Raw genomic sequence first — 20,345 nt, forward strand, 5'->3', positions numbered from 1 at the left:
GCGACCGAGTCCCGCCTTCCCGGAGATCGCGACCGCATGTCCGCCGCCCTCGTCCTTGGTCAACGCGCCTGGGTCAGCGCCCGCATCCTGTGGGACGCGCCCTTCGTCGTGCGCTTCCGCGGCGTGCTGCAGGCCCTGCTGGCGGCCCTGCTGGCCGTGGCCCTGATCTCGTGGAACCCGGCCGATCCCAGCCTGAACGCCGCCGCCTCGGTCGAGCCGACCAACTGGCTGGGGGCCAACGGGGCGATGTTCGCCGACCTGCTGATGCAGACCCTGGGTCTCGCCGCCTGGCCGGCTGTCCTGCTGGCCATGGCTTTCGGTCTGGCCGGCGCCATCGGCGACGCGATCCAGCAGCGGCTGAAGCCCAGCCCGCTGAAGGCGCTGGCCGCCACCGGCGGCGTGCTGGCCCTGTCCGCCGGACTGTCCGCCCTGCCCGACCCCGCCGCCTGGCCTCTGGCCACCGGCTTCGGCGGCCTGTGGGGCGACGCCGTGGTCGGCCTGCTGACCATGGCCTGCGAGGCCCTGCGGATCGGCGCGGCCCCGGTCATCGCCGCCGTCCTGTTCCTGCCGCTGGGCCTCTGGGGCGTCGGTTACGCCGTCGGCCTGCGCATCGCCGATCTCGGCGACACCTTCGCCTGGGCCCGCAGCCGCCGCGCGCCGCCCCCGCCCAAGGCGTCGAAACAACCCGCGCCGAAGCGCGCGCCGCGCCCTCGCCCCGAGCCGGAGCCCGAGTTCGAGCCGGAACCGGCGCCCCGCTCGGGTCCGTCGCCGGAGCCCGCCTACGCCCCCGTCAGCCTCGACGACGCCGGCGACGACACGCCGCCGTGGGACGAGCCCGCCCCCACACCCGTGCCGACCCGCGCCGCGCCCGAACCCAAGGTCGCCGCCGCCAAGGCGCCCAAGGCCTCGCGCCGCGAGGTGGACGAGAACCAGACCGCCTTCGACTTCGCCGGCAATACCGAGGGCTTCGACCTCCCGCCGCTCGGCATGCTGTCCAAGCCGGCCCAGCGCACCGCCTCGGTCGACGAGGAATCGCTGAAGCAGAACGCCAAGATGCTGGAGGGCGTGCTGCAGGAGTTCGGCGTGCGCGGCGTGATCGACCAGATCCGCCCCGGCCCGGTCGTCACCCTCTATGAACTGGTCCCTGCCCCCGGCGTGAAGCACGGCCGCGTCGTCGCCCTGGCCGACGACATCGCCCGCTCCATGTCCGCCCGCGCCTGTCGCATCAGCGTGGTTCAGGGCCGCAACGCCATCGGCATCGAACTGCCGAACGCCAAACGCGAGACGGTCTATCTGCGCGACCTGCTGGCCTCGACCGAATACGACAAGCCCTCGCACCTGCTGCCTCTGGCGCTGGGCGAGACCATCGGCGGCGAGCCCTATGTCGCCGACCTGGCGCGCATGCCCCACCTGCTGATCGCGGGCACCACCGGCTCGGGCAAGTCGGTCGGGGTCAACGCCATGATCCTGTCGATCCTGTACAAGCTGACGCCGGAACAGTGCCGCTTCATCATGATCGACCCGAAGATGCTGGAACTCAGCGTCTATGACGGCATCCCGCACCTGCTGGCCCCGGTCGTCACCGATCCCAAGAAGGCGGTCGTCGCCCTGAAGTGGACCGTGCGCGAGATGGAGGACCGCTATCGGCGGATGTCCAAGCTCGGCGTGCGCAACATCGCCAGCTACAACGACCGCGCCCGCGCCGCGATCGAGAAGGGCGAGCATTTCGAACGCACCGTCCAGACCGGCTTCGACGAGCAGGGCCGTCCGGTCTACGAGTCCGAGAAGATCCGCCCCGAGCCCATGCCCTATCTGGTCGTGGTCATGGACGAGATGGCCGACCTGATGCTGGTCGCGGGCAAGGATGTGGAAGGCGCCGTCCAGCGTCTGGCCCAGATGGCCCGCGCCGCCGGCATCCACCTGATCATGGCCACCCAGCGCCCGTCGGTGGACGTCATCACCGGCACCATCAAGGCCAATTTCCCGACCCGGATCTCCTTCCAGGTCACGTCGAAGATCGACAGCCGCACCATCCTGGGCGAGCAGGGCGGCGAGCAGCTGCTGGGCCAGGGCGACATGCTCTACATGGCCGGCGGCGGCCGCATCACCCGCCTGCACGGCCCGTTCGTGGACGACAAGGAAGTCGAGGCCGTCTGCAACCACCTGAAGGCCCAGGCCGAGCCCGACTATCTGGACCTGATCACCGACGATCCGGACGGCGACGGCGACAACGTCTATGGCGACGAGGGCGGCAACAGCTCCTCGGGCGACGACCTCTATGACCGCGCCGTGGCCGTAGTCACCCGCGATCGCAAGGCCTCGACCAGCTACGTCCAGCGCCGCCTGCAGATCGGCTACAACCGCGCCGCCTCCCTGATCGAGCGGATGGAACAGGAGGGCGTGGTCAGCCCCGCCAACCACGCCGGCAAGCGCGACGTCCTGGCCGGCCCGCCGCCCATGTAAGCGGGCCGCGGTCAGAAGGCTCAGCCTTCTCGACCCAACGCGGCCTGGCGCTTCGCGCGCTCCTGAGGAGGAACGGGACGCTGGCCGGGTCGTTACTGCCCCGCTGTTTTGCGATGCGTCGATGAACACCCCTTCATCGGAGCGCCGGAATATGGTCAGGCTTGGGTCAAACCCCCGCCCGACCGCTCCGGCAAGACGGCCTGATCGACAACCATCCCGAACGGGAGAAGCTTGCCATGACCGTCTCACGTCGCGCCTTCGCGCTTGGAACCGCCGCCGTCGCCGCCATCGCGGCCTTGCCGGCCCATGCCCAATCCAACCTGTCCGCCGAGGACCAGGCCACGCTGCAACGCGCCCAGACCTATCTGCAGGGCCTGACCTCGGCGCAGGGTAACTTCACCGAGGTGTCCGGCCCGGCCCAGCGTTCCGGCCGCTTCTACCTGCAACGTCCCGGCAAGATGCGGTTCGAGTACACCAATCCGGCCGGCCTGCTCGTCGTCTCGGACGGCCACAACGTGAAGCGCTACGACCCGCGCCTGAACAATTTCCAGCAGGTGCCGCTGGGCCAGACCCCGCTGTCGGCCTTCCTGGCCCGCAATGTCCGTCTGGATCAGGGCGTCCGCATCGACCGCGTCACCCGCATGCAGTCGGGCGCCTTCGCCATCACCGCCCGGGACGCCCGCCGCCCGAACGACGGCCAGATCATCCTGTCCTTCGCCGGCAACCCCGTCCGCCTGCAGGAATGGACCATCATTGACGCCCAGGGCGCGCGCACCACGACGCGACTGACCACCCTGCAGCCGGCGTCCAATCTGGCCGCCAGCCTGTTCCAGCTGCGCGACCCGACCCGTCGTCCGGGCCGCAACTAGAACTCGCCTGCCGCGCGAAGCGTTGCTGTATCGACACGGCGGCGCCTCGCTCCGCATCGGTTTGACATTTTCTCCCGAGAGTGGCACTTTGGCCACAGATCGGTGGGAGCCGATCTGAACCGCTACGGATTTCATCCCCTTCCCGGCGGCGAGAGAGAGACGAAACCTTCAGCGCCCGACCCCTCTGGTCGGGCGCTTTTTTATGGCCCTGCCGAGGGCTGTTCGGCGAAGCGCGGGCATTGTACGGACAGCCATGTCCTCCGCTTCCCGCTATCTGGGCTGGCTCAGCGCCGTCCTCGTTCCGCCCGGCCGAAAGGCCGCCGCCACCGGGATGAAATCCCGCGCCGTGCTGGGCTATGCGACCGGCTATCCAGCGGCGGAGCTGATGCCCTTCGTGCGGTCCCTGCGGGCGGTGTTCGACGGCGAGATCGTGCTGACGGCGGATGACCGCCCCGATATCCACGCCCTGTTCGCCGAATATGGCGTCACCGCCGCCGCGCCCCTGCCGTCCGGCGACTGGTCCCCGCATCCGGTCATGGAGCGTTTCGCCGCCTATGACGTCTGGCTGGCCGCCCATCCCGAGGTCGAGCAGGTCCTGCTGACCGACGTGCGCGACGTGATGTTCCAGGGCGATCCCTTCGCCCGCCCCGCCACGACCCTCGAGGTCTTCATCGAGAGCGAGGAGTGGACCCTGGCGGACCACGCCTTCGACCAGAAATACCTGAAGGCCCTCGTTGGTCCGGACGTCGCCGCCCTGATCGCTGACCAGCCGTGCCTGTGCGTCGGCACCGTCTTTGGTCCGGTCCCTGCCGTGCGCCGCCTGTGCAAGGCCATCCTGCTGCTGTCGGCCATCCCCCGATCCGCCATCGGCGGTATCTTCGGCGCCGATCAGGCAGCCTGCAATCTCGCCGTCCATCTGGGACTGGTCGAGGCGGACATCCGCCCCAACTACGACCGGGTCGCCACCATCGGCGCCGGCGCCAGGCCCCAGCTCCGCCCCGACGGGCTGATCGCCAATCCCGACGGAAGCGCCAGCCCCGTCGTGCACCAGTACGACCGGCACAAGATTCTGTTCGACGCCGTGCGCAAGCAGTGGGGCGCGCCCGAGGATGTTGCGGTCCGGGGGCGCAGCAAATCGCTGGGCGACCGCATCCGCCGCACCGCCGTCTCCATCAGCCGCCGCCTGCCAGAGTTCCGCTGACCATGCTGCGTATCGCCACCTGGAACATCAATTCGGTCCGCCTCCGCATCGATCAGGTCAGCCGCTTCGTCGCCGAGAGCGGGACCGACGTCCTGTGCCTGCAGGAGATCAAATGCCTGGAGGACCAGTTCCCCCGGGCCGCCTTCGAGGCCATGGGCCTGCCGCACCTGAAGATCGGCGGCCAGAAGGGCTGGCACGGCGTGGCCATCGCCAGCCGCAAGCCGATCACCGAGGCGCCGAGGCTGGACGTCTGTCGCGAGGGCCATGCCCGCTGCGTCGGGGTCATGGTCGACGGGGTCGAGATCCAGAATTTCTACATCCCCGCCGGCGGCGACCTGCCCGACCGCGCCCTGAACCCGAAATTCGATCACAAGCTGGACTTCTACGAGCGCCTGACCGCCGACATGGCCACCCGCGACCGCCAGCGCCCGCTGATCCTGGCCGGCGACTTCAACATCGCGCCGGGCGAGAACGACGTCTGGAACCACCGCTACATGTCCAAGGTGGTCAGCCACACGCCGATCGAGGTCGAGACCCTGAAGCGGCTTCAGGACGCGGGCGACTTCACCGACGTCCTGCGCGCCCAGATCCCCGAGCCGACCAAGCTGGCCAGCTGGTGGAGCTATCGCGCCGCCGACTTCCGCAAGTCGAACCGCGGCCTGCGTCTGGACCACCTGTGGACCTCGCCCGGGCTGACCCCCGCGGTGAAGGCCGGTTCGGCCCGCATCCACGACGACGTCCGCGCCTGGGAACAGCCCAGCGACCACGCGCCTGTGACCATGGATCTGGACGTCTAGAAGGGGAAGAAGATCGGGATCGCCACCATGGCGGCGGCCCAGGTGACCAGATTCAGCGGAATGCCGACCCGCACGAAGTCCATGTAGCTGTACCCGGCCATGTTGAAGACGAGCACATTGGTCTGATAGCCGAACGGCGTGGCGAAGGCGGCCGAGGCGGCCATCATCACCGCCACCAGGAAGGGGCGGGGATCGACCCCCAGGCTCTCCGCCAGCGCGACGGCGACCGGGGTGATCAGAACCGCCACCGTGGCGTTGGACAGAAGCTCTGTGGCGAACAGGGTCACGCCGTAGAAGATGATCAGCGCCCCCAGCGGGCCCAACGGGCGGATCACATCGATCAGACCCGAGGCCGCCACGGCCGCCAGCCCCGTCACCTCGATCGCCATGCCGACCACCACCATGCCGGCGATCAGCAGCAGGATTTCCGGCCGCAGCCCGGCATAGGCCTCATCGGCGGTGATGACCCGGCAGAGGATCAGCAGAACCGCCCCGGCGAAAGCCGCGGCGGCGATCGGCGCGATCCCCAGGGCCGAGGCCGCGATAACCGCCAGAAAGACGCCCAGGGCCGCAAAGGCCCGGCCCGGCCGCAAGGGCTGATCGGCTCCCTCCTCGAACAGGGCGACGTCGCCCAGGGCCGCATCCCCGGCGATGTCGGCCGACGCGGCGCCGGGACGGACGCCGAAGACCCGGCCCAACCAGCCCAGAGACGTCGTCCGGTTGCGGCTGCGCGCCCGGATCCGGGCCTCCGCCAGCTGGCGGCGCTTCATCCGCACCTCGTCGAAGCGGGCCGGACGATCCAGCTGCCGAGCGCCGACAAAATACAGATACAACCCGCCGGTCAGTGCGATCACCAGACCAACGCCGGTGATGTCGAACAGGCCGAACACCGGCTGCCCGGCGTTCCGGGCCATGTCGTTGACCAGCAGATTGGTCGAGGTGCCGATCAGGGTCAGCAACCCGCCCAGCACCACCACATAGCTCAACGGCATCAGGAAGCGCTTGGGCGACAGGTTCAGCGCGGTCGCCATGTCCCGCACCACCGGCGCGGCCAGAACCACCACCGGCGTATTGTTCAGAAAGCCCCCGACCGAGCCGCAGGCGCCGATCACCAACCAGATGGCCTGGGATCCCATAACCCGCGTCAGGCCCTGCGCCTTGCGGATCAGCCACGCCAGAAGGCCGGACAACTCGATCGCATAGGCGATGACGAACAGGCCCGCGAGCGCGATCACCGCCGGGCTGGCGAAGGCGCCCTGCACCTCGACCGGGCGGACGACGCCCAGCACCAACAGGATCGCCGCCCCGGTCAGGGCGACGACGTCAGCCCTCAGCTTGCCATGCACAAGGGCGCCGATGACCCCGGCGAGAACCACAAGGGCTGCTATTTGATCGAAATTCACGAACCTCCCCGGCCTCTACGCGCTAGGCTTCTGTGCACAGCGACGTTGGGAGGCGAGAGTTCCATGGCAGCGAGGTCCAGTCTTCACAAGCTTGCGCTTTTGATCCTGCCCCCCCTCGCCCTCACCGCCTGCCAGAGGGATGAACCGCGGCCGGATCCGGCGCCCCAGCCTGCGGCAACGCCTCCGCCCACGACCACGGCGTCGCCGACGACCCTCTCTCGCACGGACATCATCTCCGCCCTCGCAACGGCCGCATCGACCCGGGCCGCCGGTGGAACGCCCGACGGCGCCGCCCTGGCCGGGCGCAGCTTCGCGCTGAAACTGCCTTTCGGCTGCACCGGGCCGGCCGGCGCGACCAGCCCTGACGGCCTCGCCGCCTGGCGCTGGAGCGACGATGGCCGCGCCCAGACCCTCACCCTCGTTCCGGCCAACTGGACCGCCGGCGGTCCCGCCGGAAGCGCCGGGGAGCCGCCTTGGGACCGTGTCGACGGCTACTGGATATCCCGGCCCTGGCTGGCCACCGGCGACTGCCCGGCCGTCCCGACGCCGGTCACCGCCGACCCGGACGGCGAGGCGCCCGCGGTCGGACCAACCTCGCCCCTGACCGATGGTCTGGCGGTGATCCATCCCGAGGGCGGCTCCCGTCTGGGCCGCCGCACCGATGACGCCTACCGCCATGTCCTGCGGGGGGCCGAAGGCGCTCCGCCCGCAGCGCCGGCGCGCGGCTACCGGCTGGTGCTTGAGGGTCGCATTACGACCTTCCCGGACGGACGCCCGGTCCGCTGCACCGTCCCCGGGCCGGATATTCGCCCGACCTGTATCGCCGCTGTCTCGCTGGACATCGTCGCCTTCGAGACAAGCGACGGCGTCCGGCTGACGGAATGGCGGGCCGATCAGGGCCGCAGCCTCTAACCCCCGACCTTCGGGCGAACGGTTTCCGCCAGAAAGTCGAGGAAGACCCGCACGCGCGACGGCAGCCGTCCGCCGTGACCGACATAGACGGCGCGGACCTCCTCGATGTCGCCGGGATTGAAGGGCTCCAGCACCTTCACCAGCCGACCGGCGTCGAGGTCCGCCTGGATGTGGATTAGGGACAGCCGGGCCAGCCCCGAGCCCGCCAGCGCCAAGGCCCGCGCGGTCTCTCCGTCCCCGGCCGTCACCGGGCTGTCGAAACGATGGATGACCTTCTGCCCGTCCGTGGTCAGCAGCGGCCAGCCGGCCAGATGGCGGGTGAAGTTGAAGCCGATCAGGTCGTGGGCGGACAGATCGTCCGGCGTCCCGGGCGACCCTCGCCGCGCCAGATAGTCGGGGCTGGCCACCACCGCCATCCGGGTCTCCAGCAGCTTGCGCGCCATCAGGGACGAGGCCGGCATCGGTCCGACCCGGATCGCCACATCGGTCCGCGCGTCCATCAGGTCCACCACCTGATCGGTCAGCACCAGATCCAGCGCCACCTCGGGGTAGCGGGCGGTGAAGGCCGGGACCAGCGGGATCAGCCAGTGAACGCCGAAGCCGACGCTGGCGTTCACCCGCACCCGCCCCCGCGGCGTCGCCGAGCTGGTCACCGCCCGCTCCGCCTCGTCGATATCGGCCAGCACCCGCACCGCCTGGTCGTGGAAGACCTGCCCCTCGGGCGTCAGGGTCAGGCGGCGGGTCGAGCGATTGATCAGCCGCGCGCCGAGCCGCGCCTCCAGCCGGGCCAGCAGCTTGCTGACCGCCGAGGGCGTCATCCGCAGCGAGCGCGCCGCCGGGGACAGGCCGCCCGCCGCGACCACGCGCACGAACACCTCCATCTCGCCCGAGCGGTTCAGGTCCAGTCGCGCCATCGTTGACTTGATCTCACAGATGAAGGTCTTTGATGACATCTAGTGCGGATGACGGCGCTCCGCCATCTGGCCGCCATGACCAGCGCACCCTCCCGCACCCCGCTCGCCCTCTATGCCCTGACCGTCGGCGCCTTCGGCATCGGCGTCACCGAATTCGTCATCATGGGCCTGCTGTTGCAGGTCTCAGGCGATCTGGGCGTTTCCGTTCCCGCCGCCGGCCTGCTGATGACCGGCTATGCGCTCGGCGTCTTCGTCGGCGCGCCCCTGCTGACCATCGCCACCCGCACCCTGCCGAAGAAGACAACCCTGCTGGTCCTCATGGGCATCTTCACCCTCGGCAACCTCGCCTGCGCGATCGCGCCGACCTACGAGCTGCTGATGGCCGCCCGCATCCTGACGGCCCTGGCCCACGGCACCTTCTTCGGCGTCGGGGCGGTGGTCGCCACCGGCCTGGTCGCGCCGGAGAAGAAGGCGTCCGCCATCGCCATCATGTTCACCGGCCTGACCCTTGCCACCCTGATGGGCGTGCCCTTCGGCGCCTGGCTGGGCCTGCACTTCGGCTGGCGCTCGACCTTCTGGGCCGTCACCGGCATCGGCCTTCTGGCCCTGCTGGTCCTCGCGGTCGCCGTGCCGGCCGTGAAATCGACCGAGCCGCTGGGCCGCCTGCGCGACGAGTTCGCCGTTCTTAAACGCCCGCAGGTCCTGCTGGGCCTCGCCATGACCGTGCTGGGCTTCGGCGGCGTCTTCGCCATCTTCACCTACATCCAGCCCATCCTGACAGAGATGTCGGGCTGGTCCGAGGCCGCCGTCTCGCCGATCCTGCTGGTCTTCGGCGCGGGTCTGGTCGGCGGCAACCTGCTGGGCGGCAAGCTGGCCGACAAGCGACTGGCTCCGGCCCTGCTGGGCACGCTTCTGGCCCTGACGGTGGTGATGTTCGCCTCGGGCTGGGCCTTCCACGACCGCTACGGCGCCGTGATCGCGACCTTCCTGCTGGGCGGATCGGCCTTCGCCACCGTCGCCCCGCTGCAGCTGCGCGTGCTTCAGCAGGCGGGCGGCGCGGGTCAGGGCCTGGCCTCCAGCCTGAACATCGCCGCCTTCAACCTGGGCAACGCCTTCGGCGCCTGGCTGGGCGGGGCGGTGATCGCGAGCATCGGCATCAGCGCCGTCCCGATGATCTCGGCCGTCGTGCCATTGGCCGCTCTGGCGCTGGCGATCCTCAGTCTGTCGATGGAGAAGCGGAACGCCAAAGCCGCGGTCGCGGAGGCTTAGTCCGACTCACCTTCCGCCGGCGCAGGATTGCGGGACAACACGAGCCCCACCTCGGCCGAGGTCCACAGCGCCGTGTGGCCGTCGGCTCGCTCGCCGGTCGGGCCGCCATCCGTAACCCAGACGCCGAAGCCATTGGCCTTGGCGTAGCCGAGAGCGGCTCGGCCCGGCAGGCTTATCCAGTGATGGCCGCTGTGGTGATTGTTGAAGGCCTGTTCCGACAGATAGACGCCGAGCGCGTACTGACCGGGCTGGGGTTCCACCGCCCAGAGCTGCATCTGAACGCCGTCAAGCGAGGTTCGGCCTTCGGCTCTCGCCTGCTGGAGCGCCGCATAGGTTTCAGGCTCGATACGGACATAGACCGTCGCGTCCATGAAGACCGCCTCGAAGGCCCTGCCCGTAGACCGGTGGTGAATGGTCTCGATGAGCGCGGCCTCAGTGGCGTTACGCGGCGCGTCTACGTGCTCGGGATCGGGAGCAGGAGACAGATTCAACGCAACGGCCAGCGCTGCCGAACAGAGGATCACGGCTGAAGCCGGTACCCGCCCGCGTCGGTCAGGAGCAGCCGCGCCTGACCGGGCTCGGGCTCGATCTTCTGGCGCAGGCGATAGATGTGGGTTTCCAGCGTGTGGGTGGTGACCCCGGCGTTATAGCCCCAGACCTCGGTCAGCAGTTCCTCGCGCGACACGGCCTTGGCCCCGGCGCGATAGAGGTACTTCAGGATGTTGGTCTCTTTTTCCGTCAGCCGGACCTTCTTGCCCTTGTCGTCGACCAGCACCTTGGCGGCGGGACGGAACTCATAGGGCCCGATGCGGAAGACCGCGTCCTCGGACTGTTCGTGGCTGCGCAGGTGGGCGCGGATGCGCGCCAGCAGGACCGCGAAGCGGAAGGGCTTGGTGACGTAGTCGTTGGCCCCGGCTTCCAGACCCAGCACGGTGTCGGAATCCGACGACTGGGCGGTCAGCATGATGATCGGGGTCGAGACGCCGTCCTTGCGCAGCAGGCGGCAGGCCTCGCGCCCGTCCATGTCGGGCAGGTCGACGTCGAGCAGGATCAGGTCGGCGCGCACCTCGCGGCCCATCTTCACGCCTTCGGTGGCGGTCGCGGCCTGGACCGGGCGAAACGCCTCATGCAGGGCCAGCTGCTCCGCCAGCGCCTCGCGCAGGTCGTCGTCGTCGTCGATGATCAGGATCGTCTTGGGCGTCGGCATGGGCGTAACAATGGACAGAGCCGGTCCAAACGCCAAGGGCGCCGGTCCGTTGCAGGTTGATTTTCAGTCGCGAGGCGGCGTTTCGGCAGGTTTCCGGTCCCCGAACAGGGCCGAACCGACCCGCACATGGGTGGCGCCGAAGCGGATTGCGACCTCATAGTCGCCGCTCATCCCCATCGACAGCGCGGTCAGGCCGTTCCGCCGCGCGATCTTGCGCAGCAGGGCGAAATGCAGGCCCGGCGCTTCGTCCGCGGGCGGAATGCACATCAGACCCTCGACCGTCAGCCCCGCCGCCTTCGCCCGGGCGATCAGCGCGTCCGCCTCTTCCGGCAGGACGCCGGCCTTCTGGGGCTCCGCGCCGGTGTTGACCTGAACAAGCACGCGCAGGCCGCGCCCGAACTTTCCGGCCTCCGCCGCCAGCGCCTCGACCAGTTTCGGCCGGTCCACCGTCTCGATCACATCGAACAGGGCCACGGCGTCGGCGGCCTTGTTGGTCTGCAACGGCCCGATCAGGCGCAGTTCGAGGCCGGGGGTATCGCGGCGGGTCGTCCAGTGCCCCTGCGCTTCCTGCACCCGGTTCTCGCCGAAAACCCGCTGCCCGACGGCCAGAGCCGCGTCCAGGGCCGCATCCGGCTGGGTCTTGGTCACCGCCACCAGCGTCACCGTCTCCGCATCGCGCCCGGCGATCCGGCAGGCGCGGGCGATCTTGCGACGCACCGTCTCGAAGCTGGACGCGATGGAGAGATCGGGGGAAGAGGAGATCATGAACCGGTCGAACGCGGAGGCCTTGTGGCGGGTCGCCAGTGATCTAGCCCGCGAGGCGGCGAAAGTCAGCCGCGGCTCGGGCGTTGCGCCGCCCAACCTGCCGCCCCTGCTCTTCTTCACCGATCCGGCGCGGACGCCCGAGCCATGGACCGTGGCCGCGCGCCTGCCGGTCGGCTCCGGCGTCGTCTACCGCCATTTCGGCGCGCCGGACGCCCGGGACACGGCCCTGCGCCTGCGTGAGGCGACCCGGAAGCGCGACGGCCTGTTACTGATCGGTCGTGACGCCGAACTGGCCGAGGCGGTTGAAGCGGACGGGGTCCATCTGCCGGAAGCCCGGATCGGCGAGGCGCCCGACCTGGCGGCCCGGCGGCCCGACTGGCGGATCACCGCCGCCTTCCATGCCCTGACCGCCCTGCCGCCGCTCACGGGCATCGACGCCCTGATCGTCTCGCCCGTCTTCGAGGCCGGCGGCGCCTCGGCTTCAAAGCCCTCGCTGGGACTTCAGCGCTTCGGGGCGGTGGTGCGGGACGTGCCGGTCCCCGTCTACGCCCTGGGCGGCATAAAGGCGTCGAACGCCGCCGGGCTCATCGGCTCGGGCGCGTGCGGAATTGCGGGGGTGGGGTCGATCCGCGAGGCCTTCGGGCCCTGATCAGAAGCGGAAGATCGATTCCAGACGGAAGCGCGCGGTCGGACGGTCCGTCTGCGGCGCGCGGGCCGGATCCCGTTCCGTCTCGGCCAGACCAGCGGAAGCGCCGACGCGCAGGCGCGGGTTGACGCGATAGTAGGCGCCCGCCTCGACGTCACCGGCGCTTTCCTCGCGGCCGACCGGCTGGGTCACGTTCAGGTCCAGGCCCCAGCGGCCACGCTCGGTGAAGCGCAGACGGCTCTGGGCCGCGGGCGCGGCGCTGCGGGCGGCGTTGGCGTCGTTCAGGGAAACGGCGGGCGCCCGATTGCGCGAGGCAGTCTGGGCCGAGGCGGCGTCAGCCATGGCCATCAGGCCGAGGCCCGCAACCAGTCCAGCGATGACGGCGCTCTTGCGCATGTCCTGCCCTTCGCGTCACGACGGGCGTCCCGTCGAGATCTATTTCCAGCTACTAGACACCACCGGATCATACGGTCAACGGAACGGCGCCGCTGGAACCCGGTTCCGCGCGACTCAACAGGACTCCTGTGGCGCGAGCGTCACGACTTCGAGGCCTGCCGCCGTCTCCGCGCCCCGCCGCGGACACGATGCGGCGCCGCTTCGCGCGTCGTGCCTTGTCATCGCCCCTTTTGACCGTGTTATAGAGCCTCGCTTCGGTTCAGACCCGTATACGGGCGCGCCGGCGCATGCGACGGAAGGTCCGGCGTGTGCCTTGATGGAATGGAGAACTCTCGATGGTGCTGGTTCGCGGTGCGACGCTCGCCCTGATCGCCTCGGGCCTCGTGTTGAGCGCCTGCTCGGCCGAGCGGCCCTTTGGCCCCACCATCGGCGATGTCTTCGGCGGCGGTTCGTCGTCGGCCAACAACCGCGCGGCGGCCCAGACCGGCATCGGCGTCAACGCCTTCCTGTGGCGCGCCAGCCTCGATACCCTCGCCTTCATGCCGCTGGCCAACGCCGATCCGTGGGGCGGCGTGATCAATTATGACTGGTACACCGACGCCCAGACGCCGAACGAGCGCTTCAAGGCGACCGTCTTCATCCTGGACACCCGCCTGCGCGCCGACGCCCTGAACGTGTCGGTGACCAAGGAAACCCGCACCGCCGACGGCCAGTGGGTCGCCGCCCCGGTCGCCGCGCAGACGGAAACCGATCTGGAGAACGCGATCCTGACCAAGGCGCGCCAGCTCAACCTCCAGAACGCCCGCTAAAACACTCTCACGACCACAGCCTCCTTCAGGCGCGCCCTCAAGGAGCGATGCCTGAAGGATTCCCGTGGCCCGCTACGAGCCCAAGACCGCCGAACCCCGCCAGCAGGCCCGCTGGGCGGCCGCTGACGCCTTCCGCACTCCGACGGAGGGCACGGGCAAGCCGAAATACTACGTCCTGGAGATGTTCCCCTACCCGTCGGGCAACATCCACATGGGCCACGCCCGCAACTACGTCATGGGCGACGTGGTGGCGCGGTCGAAGCGCGCCCAGGGCTTCGACGTCCTGCATCCAATGGGCTGGGACGCCTTCGGCCTGCCCGCCGAGAACGCCGCCATCGAGCGCGGCATCCATCCGGGCGACTGGACCTGGTCCAACATCGCCAACATGCGCGACCAGCTGAAGCTGCTGGGCCTCTCGCTGGACTGGAGCCGCGAGTTCGCCACCTGCGACCCCGCCTACTACGGCAAGCAGCAGGCGTGGTTCCTGGAGCTGTTCAAGCGCGGCCTGGTCTATCGCAAGGACTCGATCGTCAACTGGGATCCGGTCGACAACACCGTCCTGGCCAATGAGCAGGTCGTGGACGGTCGCGGCTGGCGCTCGGGCGCCCTGGTCGAGAAGCGCAAGCTGAACCAGTGGTTCCTGCGCATCACCGACTACGCCGACGACCTGATCGAGGGCCTGAAGGAACTGGAAGGCCGCTGGCCCGACAAGGTCCGCCTGATGCAGGAGAACTGGATCGGCCGCTCCAAGGGTCTGCAGATGACCTGGAAATGGGCCGGTGACGCCCCCGCCGCCGCGCCCGAAGGTCTGGAGATCTACACCACCCGTCCGGACACCCTGTTCGGCGCCAGCTTCATGGGCATCGCCGCCGACCACCCGGTCGCCGTGGCCCTGGCGGAAACCAGTCCGGAGGCCGCCGCCTTCATCGCCGAATGCCGCAAGGGCGGCTCGACCCAGGCAGAGATCGAACAGGCCGAGAAGATCGGCTTCAACACCGGCCTGAAGGTGGTGCATCCGTTCGACGGTCGCGAGGTCACCGTCTGGATCGCCAACTTCATCCTGTCCGACTACGGCACCGGCGCCATCTTCGGATGTCCCGCCCATGACCAGCGCGATTTCGAGTTCGCGACCAAATACGACCTGCCCATTATCCCGGTCGTGAGACCTGAAGGCGCTGGCGAAGATTTCGCCGTTGAATCCGAGGCCTACACCGGCCCGGGGACGATCTTCCATTCGGACTTCCTGAACGGTCTGGAGATCGAGGCGGCCAAGGCCGAGGCCATCTCCCGTATCGAGGCCGCCGGAGAGGGCGAGGGCAAGACCATCTATCGCCTGCGCGACTGGGGCGTCAGCCGTCAGCGCTACTGGGGCTGCCCCATCCCGATCGTCCACTGCGAGACGTGCGGCGCCGTCCCGGCCGCCGACCTGCCGGTGGAGCTGCCCAGGGACGTCACCTTTGACGTGCCGGGCAACCCGCTGGACCGTCACCCGACCTGGAAGCACGTCAAATGCCCGTCGTGTCACGGTGATGCGACCCGCGAGACCGACACCCTGGACACTTTCGTGGACTCCAGCTGGTACTTCGCCCGCTTCACGGATCCGACCGCGGCCGAGCCGATCTCGAACAGCGCCGCCAACCACTGGCTGCCGGTCGACCAGTACATCGGCGGCGTCGAGCACGCGGTCCTGCACCTGCTCTACGCCCGCTTCGTCAGCCGCGCCCTGAGCGACGCCGGCCTGATGACGGTCAAGGAGCCCTTCGCCGGCCTGTTCACCCAGGGGATGGTGGTCCACGAGACCTACCGCCGCGCCGACGGCGCCTGGGTCGAGCCGACTGATGTGGACCTGACCAACGACAACGGCGTCCGCTCCGCCCGTCAGCTGTCGACCGGCGAGACCCTGACCATCGGCGACATCGAGAAGATGTCGAAGTCCAAGAAGAACGTCGTCGCCCCGCAGGAGATCGTCGACACCTATGGCGTCGACGCCGGCCGCCTGTTCGTCCTGTCGGACAGCCCGCCCGAGCGGGACGTACAATGGACCCCCGGCGGCGTCGAGGGCGCCAGCCGCTTCGTCCAGCGTGTCTGGGCCGAGGTCGACGGCTATGACCCCGCCTTCGCCGGCGAGCCCGAGGCCAACACCGCCCTGCTGCGCGAGACCCACAAGGCCATCAAGGCCGTCAGCGAGGGCATCACCGCCTTCCGCTTCAACTCGGCCATCGCCAAGCTCTACGCCTTCGTCGCCACCGTGCGCGATCACCAGAAGGCCGGCGGCGACGCCCGTCGTCAGGCCCTGTCGGCCCTGCTGCGACTGGTCGCGCCCTTCACGCCGCACCTGGCCGAGGAAGGCTGGACGCGGCTGGGCGAAGAGGGGATGATCCTGGACGCGCCCTGGCCGGTCTATGATCCGGCGCTGGCGGCTGATGACGAGGTCGTCCTGCCCATCCAGGTCAACGGCAAGCGCCGCGGCGAAATCCGCGTCGCCCGGGGTCTGGAGCCGGCGGAGGTCGAAGCCCTCGTCCTGGCCGATCCGGACGTTCAGGCGCGACTGGAGGGTCTGACCGTGAAGAAGATCGTCGTGGTCAAGGACCGCATCGTCAACGTGGTCGTCGCCGGATGAGGGCCCGCCTCGCCGCCCTCGCCCTGGCCGTTGTCTCGCTGACGGGACTGTCGGCCTGCGGCTTCACGCCCCTGTATGGCGACATGGGCGCCGGCGGTTCGCTGTCGCGCATTTCCGTCACCACCCAGGATGACCGTCTGGGCTACCGGGTGCGCGAGCAGCTGGAAGACGCGCTCGGCCGCGACGGCTCGCAGGCGCCCCTGTGGCGGCTTGAGACCACCATCGAGCAGTCGCGCCGCCCCATGGGCCGCCGGATCGATGACACCGCCACCCGTTACGAGCTGACGGTGCGCGGCGCTTGGACCCTGACGCCCGTCAACGGCGGCGCGCCGGTCACCGGCATCGAGACGGTCACCACCAGCTACGCCGCCGCCGACCAGCCCTACGCCGCCATCGCCGCCCAGCAGGACGGCGAGGAGCGGGCGGCGGCGGAACTGGCCCGGCTGATCCGGCTGGACCTCCTCCGGACCCTGTCCAACCCGTGATCCTGGCGAAGCGGCCCGAGGTCGATCGCTTCCTCAAGGCCCCGGACAAGGCCGTCCGGGCCGCCGTCATCCACGGCAAGGACCGTTCCGGCGTCGCCGAGCGGGCCGAGATTCTGTGCAAGGCGATCACCCCGGACCTGAACGACCCGTTCAACGTCACCGTCCTGACGGACAGCGACATCGACGGCGACGAGGCCAAGCTGGACGAGGCCCTGACCGCGCTCAGCATGATCGGCGGCCGTCGTCTGGTCCGCGTGCGCCTGTCCAACGAGAAGGCGTCCATCGACAAGATGCTGGCGGCGGCGCTCAAGAGCCACGCCGCCGGCGACTTCAACCCCGACTGCATGCTGGTCATCGAGGCCGGGGCGCTGGGCCGGGATTCCGCCCTGCGCAAGGCCGCCGAGGCCGACAAGGCCGCCGTCGGCATCGCCTGCTACGAGGACGAAACCGGCGACGTCGCCCGCATGACCCGCGAAGCGCTGGCCGGCGACAAGGTCGGGCTGACGCAGGACGCTCTGGACCGCTTCGTCTCCCGCCTGCCCCGCGAGCGCGGCCTGATGCGGCAGGAGATCGAGCGGCTGATCCTCTACATCGGTCCGGGCAGCGGCCGCACCATCGACACCGCCGAGCTGGAACAGCATCTGGGCGTCGAGCCGGACGCCTCCCTGCAGGACGCCGCCCTGCAGGCCTTCGGCGGCCGTCCCGCCCCCGCCCAGTCGGGCCTGCGCCGCGCCTTCGCCGAGGGCGAGAGCCCTGTCATGGCCGTGAGACAAGCTTCGATCCACCTCGGAAAGCTGAGGCGGATCAACATCCTGCAGGGCAATGGAGCCAACGCCAAGGAGGCCGCCAAGGCCGCCGGCGTGTTCTGGAAGCAGGAGGCCGAGATGCTGCGTCAGGCCCGCCTCTGGCGTCTGGAAGACCTCGACAAGGTGCTGGAGAGCGTCAACGCCGCCGACGTCGCAACCAAGACCACGGGCTCCCCCGACCAGCTGATCGCCGAACGGCTGATCCTGGAGATATCCTCGCGGGCGCGGCGACTGGGGCTCTAGGGCGGCCCTAGCCCCGCTTCGACGCCTTGCGGAAGGCCGGCTTGTTGGCCGCGCTGCTCTGGTGGGCCATGGCCTTTTCGGCGTGCTGGGCAGGCTTGAAGCCGCCGCTCGACGGAGACGAGGCGCCCGCCTTCTTGGCCGCCAGCGCCTTCTTCATCGCTTCGGCGGTGGGATTGGTCGGCTTGTCAGTCATGCCCGGATCCTAACACACGCAGACCTTAGCCCCGCATCAGGCGGCGGCAGAGGTCGTCCAGCTGTTCCAGCGTGGCGTAGCGGATGGTGATCTCGCCCTTGCCGCCCTTGTCGGCCAGCTGGACCTTCAGGCCCAGGGCGTCGGCCAGATCCTGCTCCAGCGCGGCGACGTCGGCCGAGCCTTCGCCCTCCCCTCGGGCCGCTCCGGCCTTAGCCGGCTTGGGCCCTTCCGCCGAACGGCGCGCCAGCGCCTCGGCCTGACGGACGTTCAGCCCCTCGCGAACGATCTGGTCGGCCAGATCACCAGCATTGACGGTGTTGATCAGGGCCCGGGCGTGACCCGCGCTCATCTGTCCGTCGCGCACATAGTCCAGCACCTCGTCCGGCAGCTGCAGCAGGCGCAGGGTGTTGGCCACATGGCTGCGGCTCTTGCCGACGATGCCGGCCACCGCGTCCTGCGTCCGGCCGAAGCGGTTCATCAGCTGGCGATAGGCGTCGGCCTCTTCCAGGGGATTGAGGTCCGCGCGCTGGACGTTCTCGATGATGGCGACCTCGAAGACCTCGACATCGTCCATCTCGCGAACGACGACCGGCACCTCGGTCAGGCGGGCCATCTGCGAGGCGCGCCAGCGGCGTTCACCGGCGATGATCTGCCAGACCCCATCCTCGCCCGGCTGCGAGCGCACCAGGATCGGCTGCAGCACGCCCTTGTCGCGGATCGAGGTCGACAGCTCCTCGAGGATCTCCGGCGTGAAGATCTTGCGCGGCTGGTCCGGATTCGGCTTCAGGCTCTCGATCGGCACGATGCGCACGCCGGCGGGCGGCGGCGAGCCGTCCACGGCCACGGCTTCCGCCGCCTGCTCTCCCAGAAGGGCCGACAATCCCCGGCCGAGACCGCGCTGACGTTCGCTCAAGATACTGTTTCCGTTCTTCTAATTCTGGACTCAGGCGGCCTGTTTGAGGCGCTTGCGCTCACGCGCCACCACCTCACGGGCCAGCCTCAGATAGGCCTGACTGCCCGCGCATTTCAGGTCGTAGATCAGCGCCGGCTTGCCGAATGACGGCGCCTCGGCCACCCGCACATTGCGCGGAATGACGCTGTCATAGACCTTGTCGCCGAAATGGTTGCGCACATCGTTGGCCACCTGACCCGACAGGGCGCTGCGGCGGTCGTACATGGTCAGGACAAGGCCCTGGATCTCCAGCGCCGGGTTCAGGCTCTGGCGGACCATGTCGACGGTCTTCATCAGCTGCGTCAGGCCCTCCAGCGCGAAGAACTCGCACTGCAGCGGCACCAGAACGGCATCCGCCGCAGCCATGGCGTTCAGGGTCAGCAGGTTCAGCGACGGCGGGCAGTCGATCAGGACGTAGTCATACCGGGTCTGCCCGTCCCGGCCCTGCGCCGCCAAGGCGTCGCGCAGGCGGAAGGAGCGGCGATCGGCCTGGCTCAGCTCGATCTCCACGCCCGACATGTCGGCGTCGGCCGGAATGATGAACAGGCCCGGCACCGTCGTCTGCACGGCGGCGTCATCGACCGAGCGGTTGTCCACCACCACGTCATAGATGGTCACCCGGCGTGTTTCACGTGGAACACCCAGACCCGTCGAGGCATTGCCCTGCGGGTCCATGTCCACGATCAGCACCTTCTCGCCGATGGCGGCCAAGGCGGTGCCCAGATTGATCGCAGTGGTCGTCTTGCCCACCCCGCCCTTCTGGTTGGAAACGGCGAGGACGCGGGTTTTCTTCTCAGCGCGCACGGCGGAGGCTCCGGACGGATACGATACGGCCGCGCGGGTCACTGCGCGAGACGGAGAGGTCGGATTCAAATTGCCAGACCCGGCGGGCTTCCGCCACCTCGACCTCTGCCTTTTCCCCCTTCAGGAACAGCCCGCGGGCGCCCCGCTGTAGATAAGGCTGTGCATAGCCGAGCAGCTTTTCCATCGGCGCCACCGCGCGGGCGGTGACGACGTTCACCGTGACCGCGTTCTCCTCAGCCCGACCGTTGATGACCGTCGCACGCAGGGACAGGGCATCGACCACCTCCTGCAGGAAGCGGCAGCGCTTGCCCAAGCTATCAATCAGCCAGACGTGCGACTTCGGATCGGTCTTGAGCATGATGGCCAGAACCACCCCCGGGAAGCCGGCGCCGGCGCCGAGGTCGGCCCAGGTCTTCGCCTCCGGCGCCATGTCGAGAAGCTGGGCGGAATCCCGGAAATGTCGCCCCCAGACATCCGGCAGGGTGTCCGGCCCGATCAGGTTCATCACCGCATTGGCCTCGGTCAGCCGAACGACAAAACGCGCCAGATCCCCCATCTGCGCGGGGGTGGCGTTGAACTCCGCCTGGAAGG

Annotated in this window: 21 protein-coding genes; 11 read left to right on the forward strand and 10 right to left on the reverse strand. The window is 69.3% G+C overall.

Annotated features, from left to right (window positions below; translation table 11 throughout):
* The first annotated feature begins 36 nt into the window (after positions 1-36).
* From ACFQQC_RS03605 to xth, 4 genes are all read left to right on the forward strand, one after another.
* Positions 37-2,463, forward strand: coding sequence for a DNA translocase FtsK 4TM domain-containing protein (locus ACFQQC_RS03605; protein WP_376859769.1), 2,427 nt, complete (start codon positions 37-39; stop codon positions 2,461-2,463).
* 236 nt (positions 2,464-2,699) lie between these two features.
* Positions 2,700-3,332, forward strand: a complete 633-nt coding sequence (locus ACFQQC_RS03610; protein ID WP_376859771.1) for an outer membrane lipoprotein carrier protein LolA — start codon at positions 2,700-2,702, stop codon at positions 3,330-3,332.
* A 253-nt stretch (positions 3,333-3,585) separates the two neighbouring features.
* Positions 3,586-4,533 carry a hypothetical protein gene (locus ACFQQC_RS03615; protein WP_376859773.1) on the forward strand — a complete coding sequence of 316 codons (948 nt, stop codon included), beginning with the start codon at positions 3,586-3,588 and terminating at the stop codon, positions 4,531-4,533.
* A gap of 2 nt (positions 4,534-4,535) precedes the next feature.
* A complete protein-coding gene (gene xth / locus ACFQQC_RS03620; RefSeq protein ID WP_376859775.1) occupies positions 4,536-5,330 on the forward strand; it encodes an exodeoxyribonuclease III in 795 nt (264 codons plus the stop codon).
* Here xth and ACFQQC_RS03625 read toward each other — a convergent pair.
* Positions 5,327-6,733, reverse strand: coding sequence for an SLC13 family permease (locus ACFQQC_RS03625; RefSeq protein ID WP_376859777.1), 1,407 nt, complete (start codon positions 6,731-6,733; stop codon positions 5,327-5,329). The genes xth and ACFQQC_RS03625 overlap by 4 nt on opposite strands.
* Before the next feature lie 99 nt (positions 6,734-6,832).
* Here ACFQQC_RS03625 and ACFQQC_RS03630 point away from each other — a divergent pair, with 99 nt between their 5' ends.
* A complete protein-coding gene (locus ACFQQC_RS03630; RefSeq protein ID WP_376859779.1) occupies positions 6,833-7,645 on the forward strand; it encodes a hypothetical protein in 813 nt (270 codons plus the stop codon).
* Here the strand turns inward: ACFQQC_RS03630 and ACFQQC_RS03635 are convergent.
* Complete coding sequence (locus tag ACFQQC_RS03635; RefSeq protein ID WP_376859781.1) at positions 7,642-8,559, reverse strand: LysR family transcriptional regulator; 918 nt, start codon at positions 8,557-8,559, stop codon at positions 7,642-7,644. The genes ACFQQC_RS03630 and ACFQQC_RS03635 overlap by 4 nt on opposite strands.
* Before the next feature lie 48 nt (positions 8,560-8,607).
* On the opposite strand from ACFQQC_RS03635, the gene ACFQQC_RS03640 reads away from it, so the two are divergent.
* Positions 8,608-9,828, forward strand: a complete 1,221-nt coding sequence (locus ACFQQC_RS03640) for an MFS transporter (RefSeq protein ID WP_376859783.1) — start codon at positions 8,608-8,610, stop codon at positions 9,826-9,828.
* Here the strand turns inward: ACFQQC_RS03640 and ACFQQC_RS03645 are convergent.
* From ACFQQC_RS03645 to ACFQQC_RS03655, 3 genes are all read right to left on the reverse strand, one after another.
* Positions 9,825-10,352, reverse strand: a complete 528-nt coding sequence (locus ACFQQC_RS03645) for an SseB family protein (protein WP_376859785.1) — start codon at positions 10,350-10,352, stop codon at positions 9,825-9,827. The genes ACFQQC_RS03640 and ACFQQC_RS03645 overlap by 4 nt on opposite strands.
* A complete protein-coding gene (locus ACFQQC_RS03650) occupies positions 10,349-11,035 on the reverse strand; it encodes a response regulator transcription factor (protein WP_376859787.1) in 687 nt (228 codons plus the stop codon). The genes ACFQQC_RS03645 and ACFQQC_RS03650 overlap by 4 nt, the downstream gene beginning before the upstream one ends.
* 63 nt (positions 11,036-11,098) lie before the next feature.
* The gene (locus ACFQQC_RS03655) at positions 11,099-11,800 is read right to left on the reverse strand and encodes a YggS family pyridoxal phosphate-dependent enzyme (RefSeq protein ID WP_376859789.1); all 702 of its coding nucleotides are present in this window, start codon (positions 11,798-11,800) and stop codon (positions 11,099-11,101) included.
* Here ACFQQC_RS03655 and ACFQQC_RS03660 point away from each other — a divergent pair.
* Positions 11,799-12,449: a thiamine phosphate synthase gene (locus tag ACFQQC_RS03660; RefSeq protein ID WP_376859791.1), complete on the forward strand. Its 651-nt coding sequence runs from the start codon at positions 11,799-11,801 to the stop codon at positions 12,447-12,449. The two genes, ACFQQC_RS03655 and ACFQQC_RS03660, sit on opposite strands and share 2 nt — an antisense overlap.
* Here the strand turns inward: ACFQQC_RS03660 and ACFQQC_RS03665 are convergent, their stop codons facing one another.
* On the reverse strand, positions 12,450-12,842 hold the full coding sequence (locus ACFQQC_RS03665) for an NtrZ family periplasmic regulatory protein (RefSeq protein ID WP_376859793.1): 393 nt from the start codon (positions 12,840-12,842) through the stop codon (positions 12,450-12,452).
* Between the two features lie 335 nt (positions 12,843-13,177).
* Between ACFQQC_RS03665 and ACFQQC_RS03670 the strand changes: the two genes are divergently transcribed.
* The 4 genes from ACFQQC_RS03670 (at position 13,178) to holA (ending at position 17,805) form a co-directional block, all read left to right on the forward strand.
* Entirely contained in the window at positions 13,178-13,651 is a 474-nt protein-coding gene (locus ACFQQC_RS03670) for a DUF3576 domain-containing protein (RefSeq protein WP_376859795.1), read from the forward strand.
* Positions 13,652-13,715: 64 nt separating this feature from the next.
* The gene (gene leuS, locus ACFQQC_RS03675; RefSeq protein ID WP_376859797.1) at positions 13,716-16,271 is read left to right on the forward strand and encodes a leucine--tRNA ligase; all 2,556 of its coding nucleotides are present in this window, start codon (positions 13,716-13,718) and stop codon (positions 16,269-16,271) included.
* Positions 16,268-16,756: an LPS assembly lipoprotein LptE gene (gene lptE, locus ACFQQC_RS03680; protein WP_376859799.1), complete on the forward strand. Its 489-nt coding sequence runs from the start codon at positions 16,268-16,270 to the stop codon at positions 16,754-16,756. The genes leuS and lptE overlap by 4 nt, the downstream gene beginning before the upstream one ends.
* Positions 16,753-17,805, forward strand: coding sequence for a DNA polymerase III subunit delta (holA, locus tag ACFQQC_RS03685; RefSeq protein WP_376859800.1), 1,053 nt, complete (start codon positions 16,753-16,755; stop codon positions 17,803-17,805). The genes lptE and holA overlap by 4 nt, the downstream gene beginning before the upstream one ends.
* Before the next feature lie 7 nt (positions 17,806-17,812).
* Here holA and ACFQQC_RS03690 read toward each other — a convergent pair whose 3' ends face one another.
* The 4 genes from ACFQQC_RS03690 to rsmG are packed head-to-tail and all read right to left on the reverse strand — an operon-like array spanning position 17,813 to position 20,310.
* Entirely contained in the window at positions 17,813-17,998 is a 186-nt protein-coding gene (locus ACFQQC_RS03690) for a hypothetical protein (protein ID WP_376859802.1), read from the reverse strand.
* Between the two features lie 25 nt (positions 17,999-18,023).
* On the reverse strand, positions 18,024-18,911 hold the full coding sequence (locus tag ACFQQC_RS03695; RefSeq protein ID WP_376859804.1) for a ParB/RepB/Spo0J family partition protein: 888 nt from the start codon (positions 18,909-18,911) through the stop codon (positions 18,024-18,026).
* Between the two features lie 30 nt (positions 18,912-18,941).
* Positions 18,942-19,754 (reverse strand): ParA family protein, encoded by an 813-nt coding sequence (locus tag ACFQQC_RS03700; protein ID WP_376859806.1) that lies wholly within the window; start codon positions 19,752-19,754, stop codon positions 18,942-18,944.
* Complete coding sequence (rsmG, locus tag ACFQQC_RS03705) at positions 19,744-20,310, reverse strand: 16S rRNA (guanine(527)-N(7))-methyltransferase RsmG (protein ID WP_376860844.1); 567 nt, start codon at positions 20,308-20,310, stop codon at positions 19,744-19,746. Before rsmG ends, ACFQQC_RS03700 begins: the two co-directional genes overlap by 11 nt.
* Positions 20,311-20,345: the final 35 nt, after the last annotated feature.

The sequence above is a fragment of the Brevundimonas sp. GCM10030266 genome, from assembly GCF_042666595.1.
Lineage (GTDB): Bacteria > Pseudomonadota > Alphaproteobacteria > Caulobacterales > Caulobacteraceae > Brevundimonas.

What these genes read in the sequence shown, in the direction of transcription:
- ACFQQC_RS03605 (WP_376859769.1), top strand. Translation starts at nt 37, where the DNA reads ATGTCCGCCGCCCTCGTCCTTGGTCAACGCGCCTGGGTCAGCGCCCGC.
- ACFQQC_RS03610 (WP_376859771.1), top strand. Translation starts at nt 2,700, where the DNA reads ATGACCGTCTCACGTCGCGCCTTCGCGCTTGGAACCGCCGCCGTCGCC.
- ACFQQC_RS03615 (WP_376859773.1), top strand. Translation starts at nt 3,586, where the DNA reads ATGTCCTCCGCTTCCCGCTATCTGGGCTGGCTCAGCGCCGTCCTCGTT.
- xth (WP_376859775.1), top strand. Translation starts at nt 4,536, where the DNA reads ATGCTGCGTATCGCCACCTGGAACATCAATTCGGTCCGCCTCCGCATC.
- ACFQQC_RS03635 (WP_376859781.1), bottom strand. Translation starts at nt 8,559, where the DNA reads ATGGCGCGACTGGACCTGAACCGCTCGGGCGAGATGGAGGTGTTCGTG.
- ACFQQC_RS03640 (WP_376859783.1), top strand. Translation starts at nt 8,608, where the DNA reads ATGACGGCGCTCCGCCATCTGGCCGCCATGACCAGCGCACCCTCCCGC.
- ACFQQC_RS03650 (WP_376859787.1), bottom strand. Translation starts at nt 11,035, where the DNA reads ATGCCGACGCCCAAGACGATCCTGATCATCGACGACGACGACGACCTG.
- ACFQQC_RS03660 (WP_376859791.1), top strand. Translation starts at nt 11,799, where the DNA reads ATGAACCGGTCGAACGCGGAGGCCTTGTGGCGGGTCGCCAGTGATCTA.
- ACFQQC_RS03655 (WP_376859789.1), bottom strand. Translation starts at nt 11,800, where the DNA reads ATGATCTCCTCTTCCCCCGATCTCTCCATCGCGTCCAGCTTCGAGACG.
- ACFQQC_RS03665 (WP_376859793.1), bottom strand. Translation starts at nt 12,842, where the DNA reads ATGCGCAAGAGCGCCGTCATCGCTGGACTGGTTGCGGGCCTCGGCCTG.
- ACFQQC_RS03670 (WP_376859795.1), top strand. Translation starts at nt 13,178, where the DNA reads ATGGTGCTGGTTCGCGGTGCGACGCTCGCCCTGATCGCCTCGGGCCTC.
- lptE (WP_376859799.1), top strand. Translation starts at nt 16,268, where the DNA reads ATGAGGGCCCGCCTCGCCGCCCTCGCCCTGGCCGTTGTCTCGCTGACG.
- ACFQQC_RS03690 (WP_376859802.1), bottom strand. Translation starts at nt 17,998, where the DNA reads ATGACTGACAAGCCGACCAATCCCACCGCCGAAGCGATGAAGAAGGCG.
- rsmG (WP_376860844.1), bottom strand. Translation starts at nt 20,310, where the DNA reads ATGGGGGATCTGGCGCGTTTTGTCGTTCGGCTGACCGAGGCCAATGCG.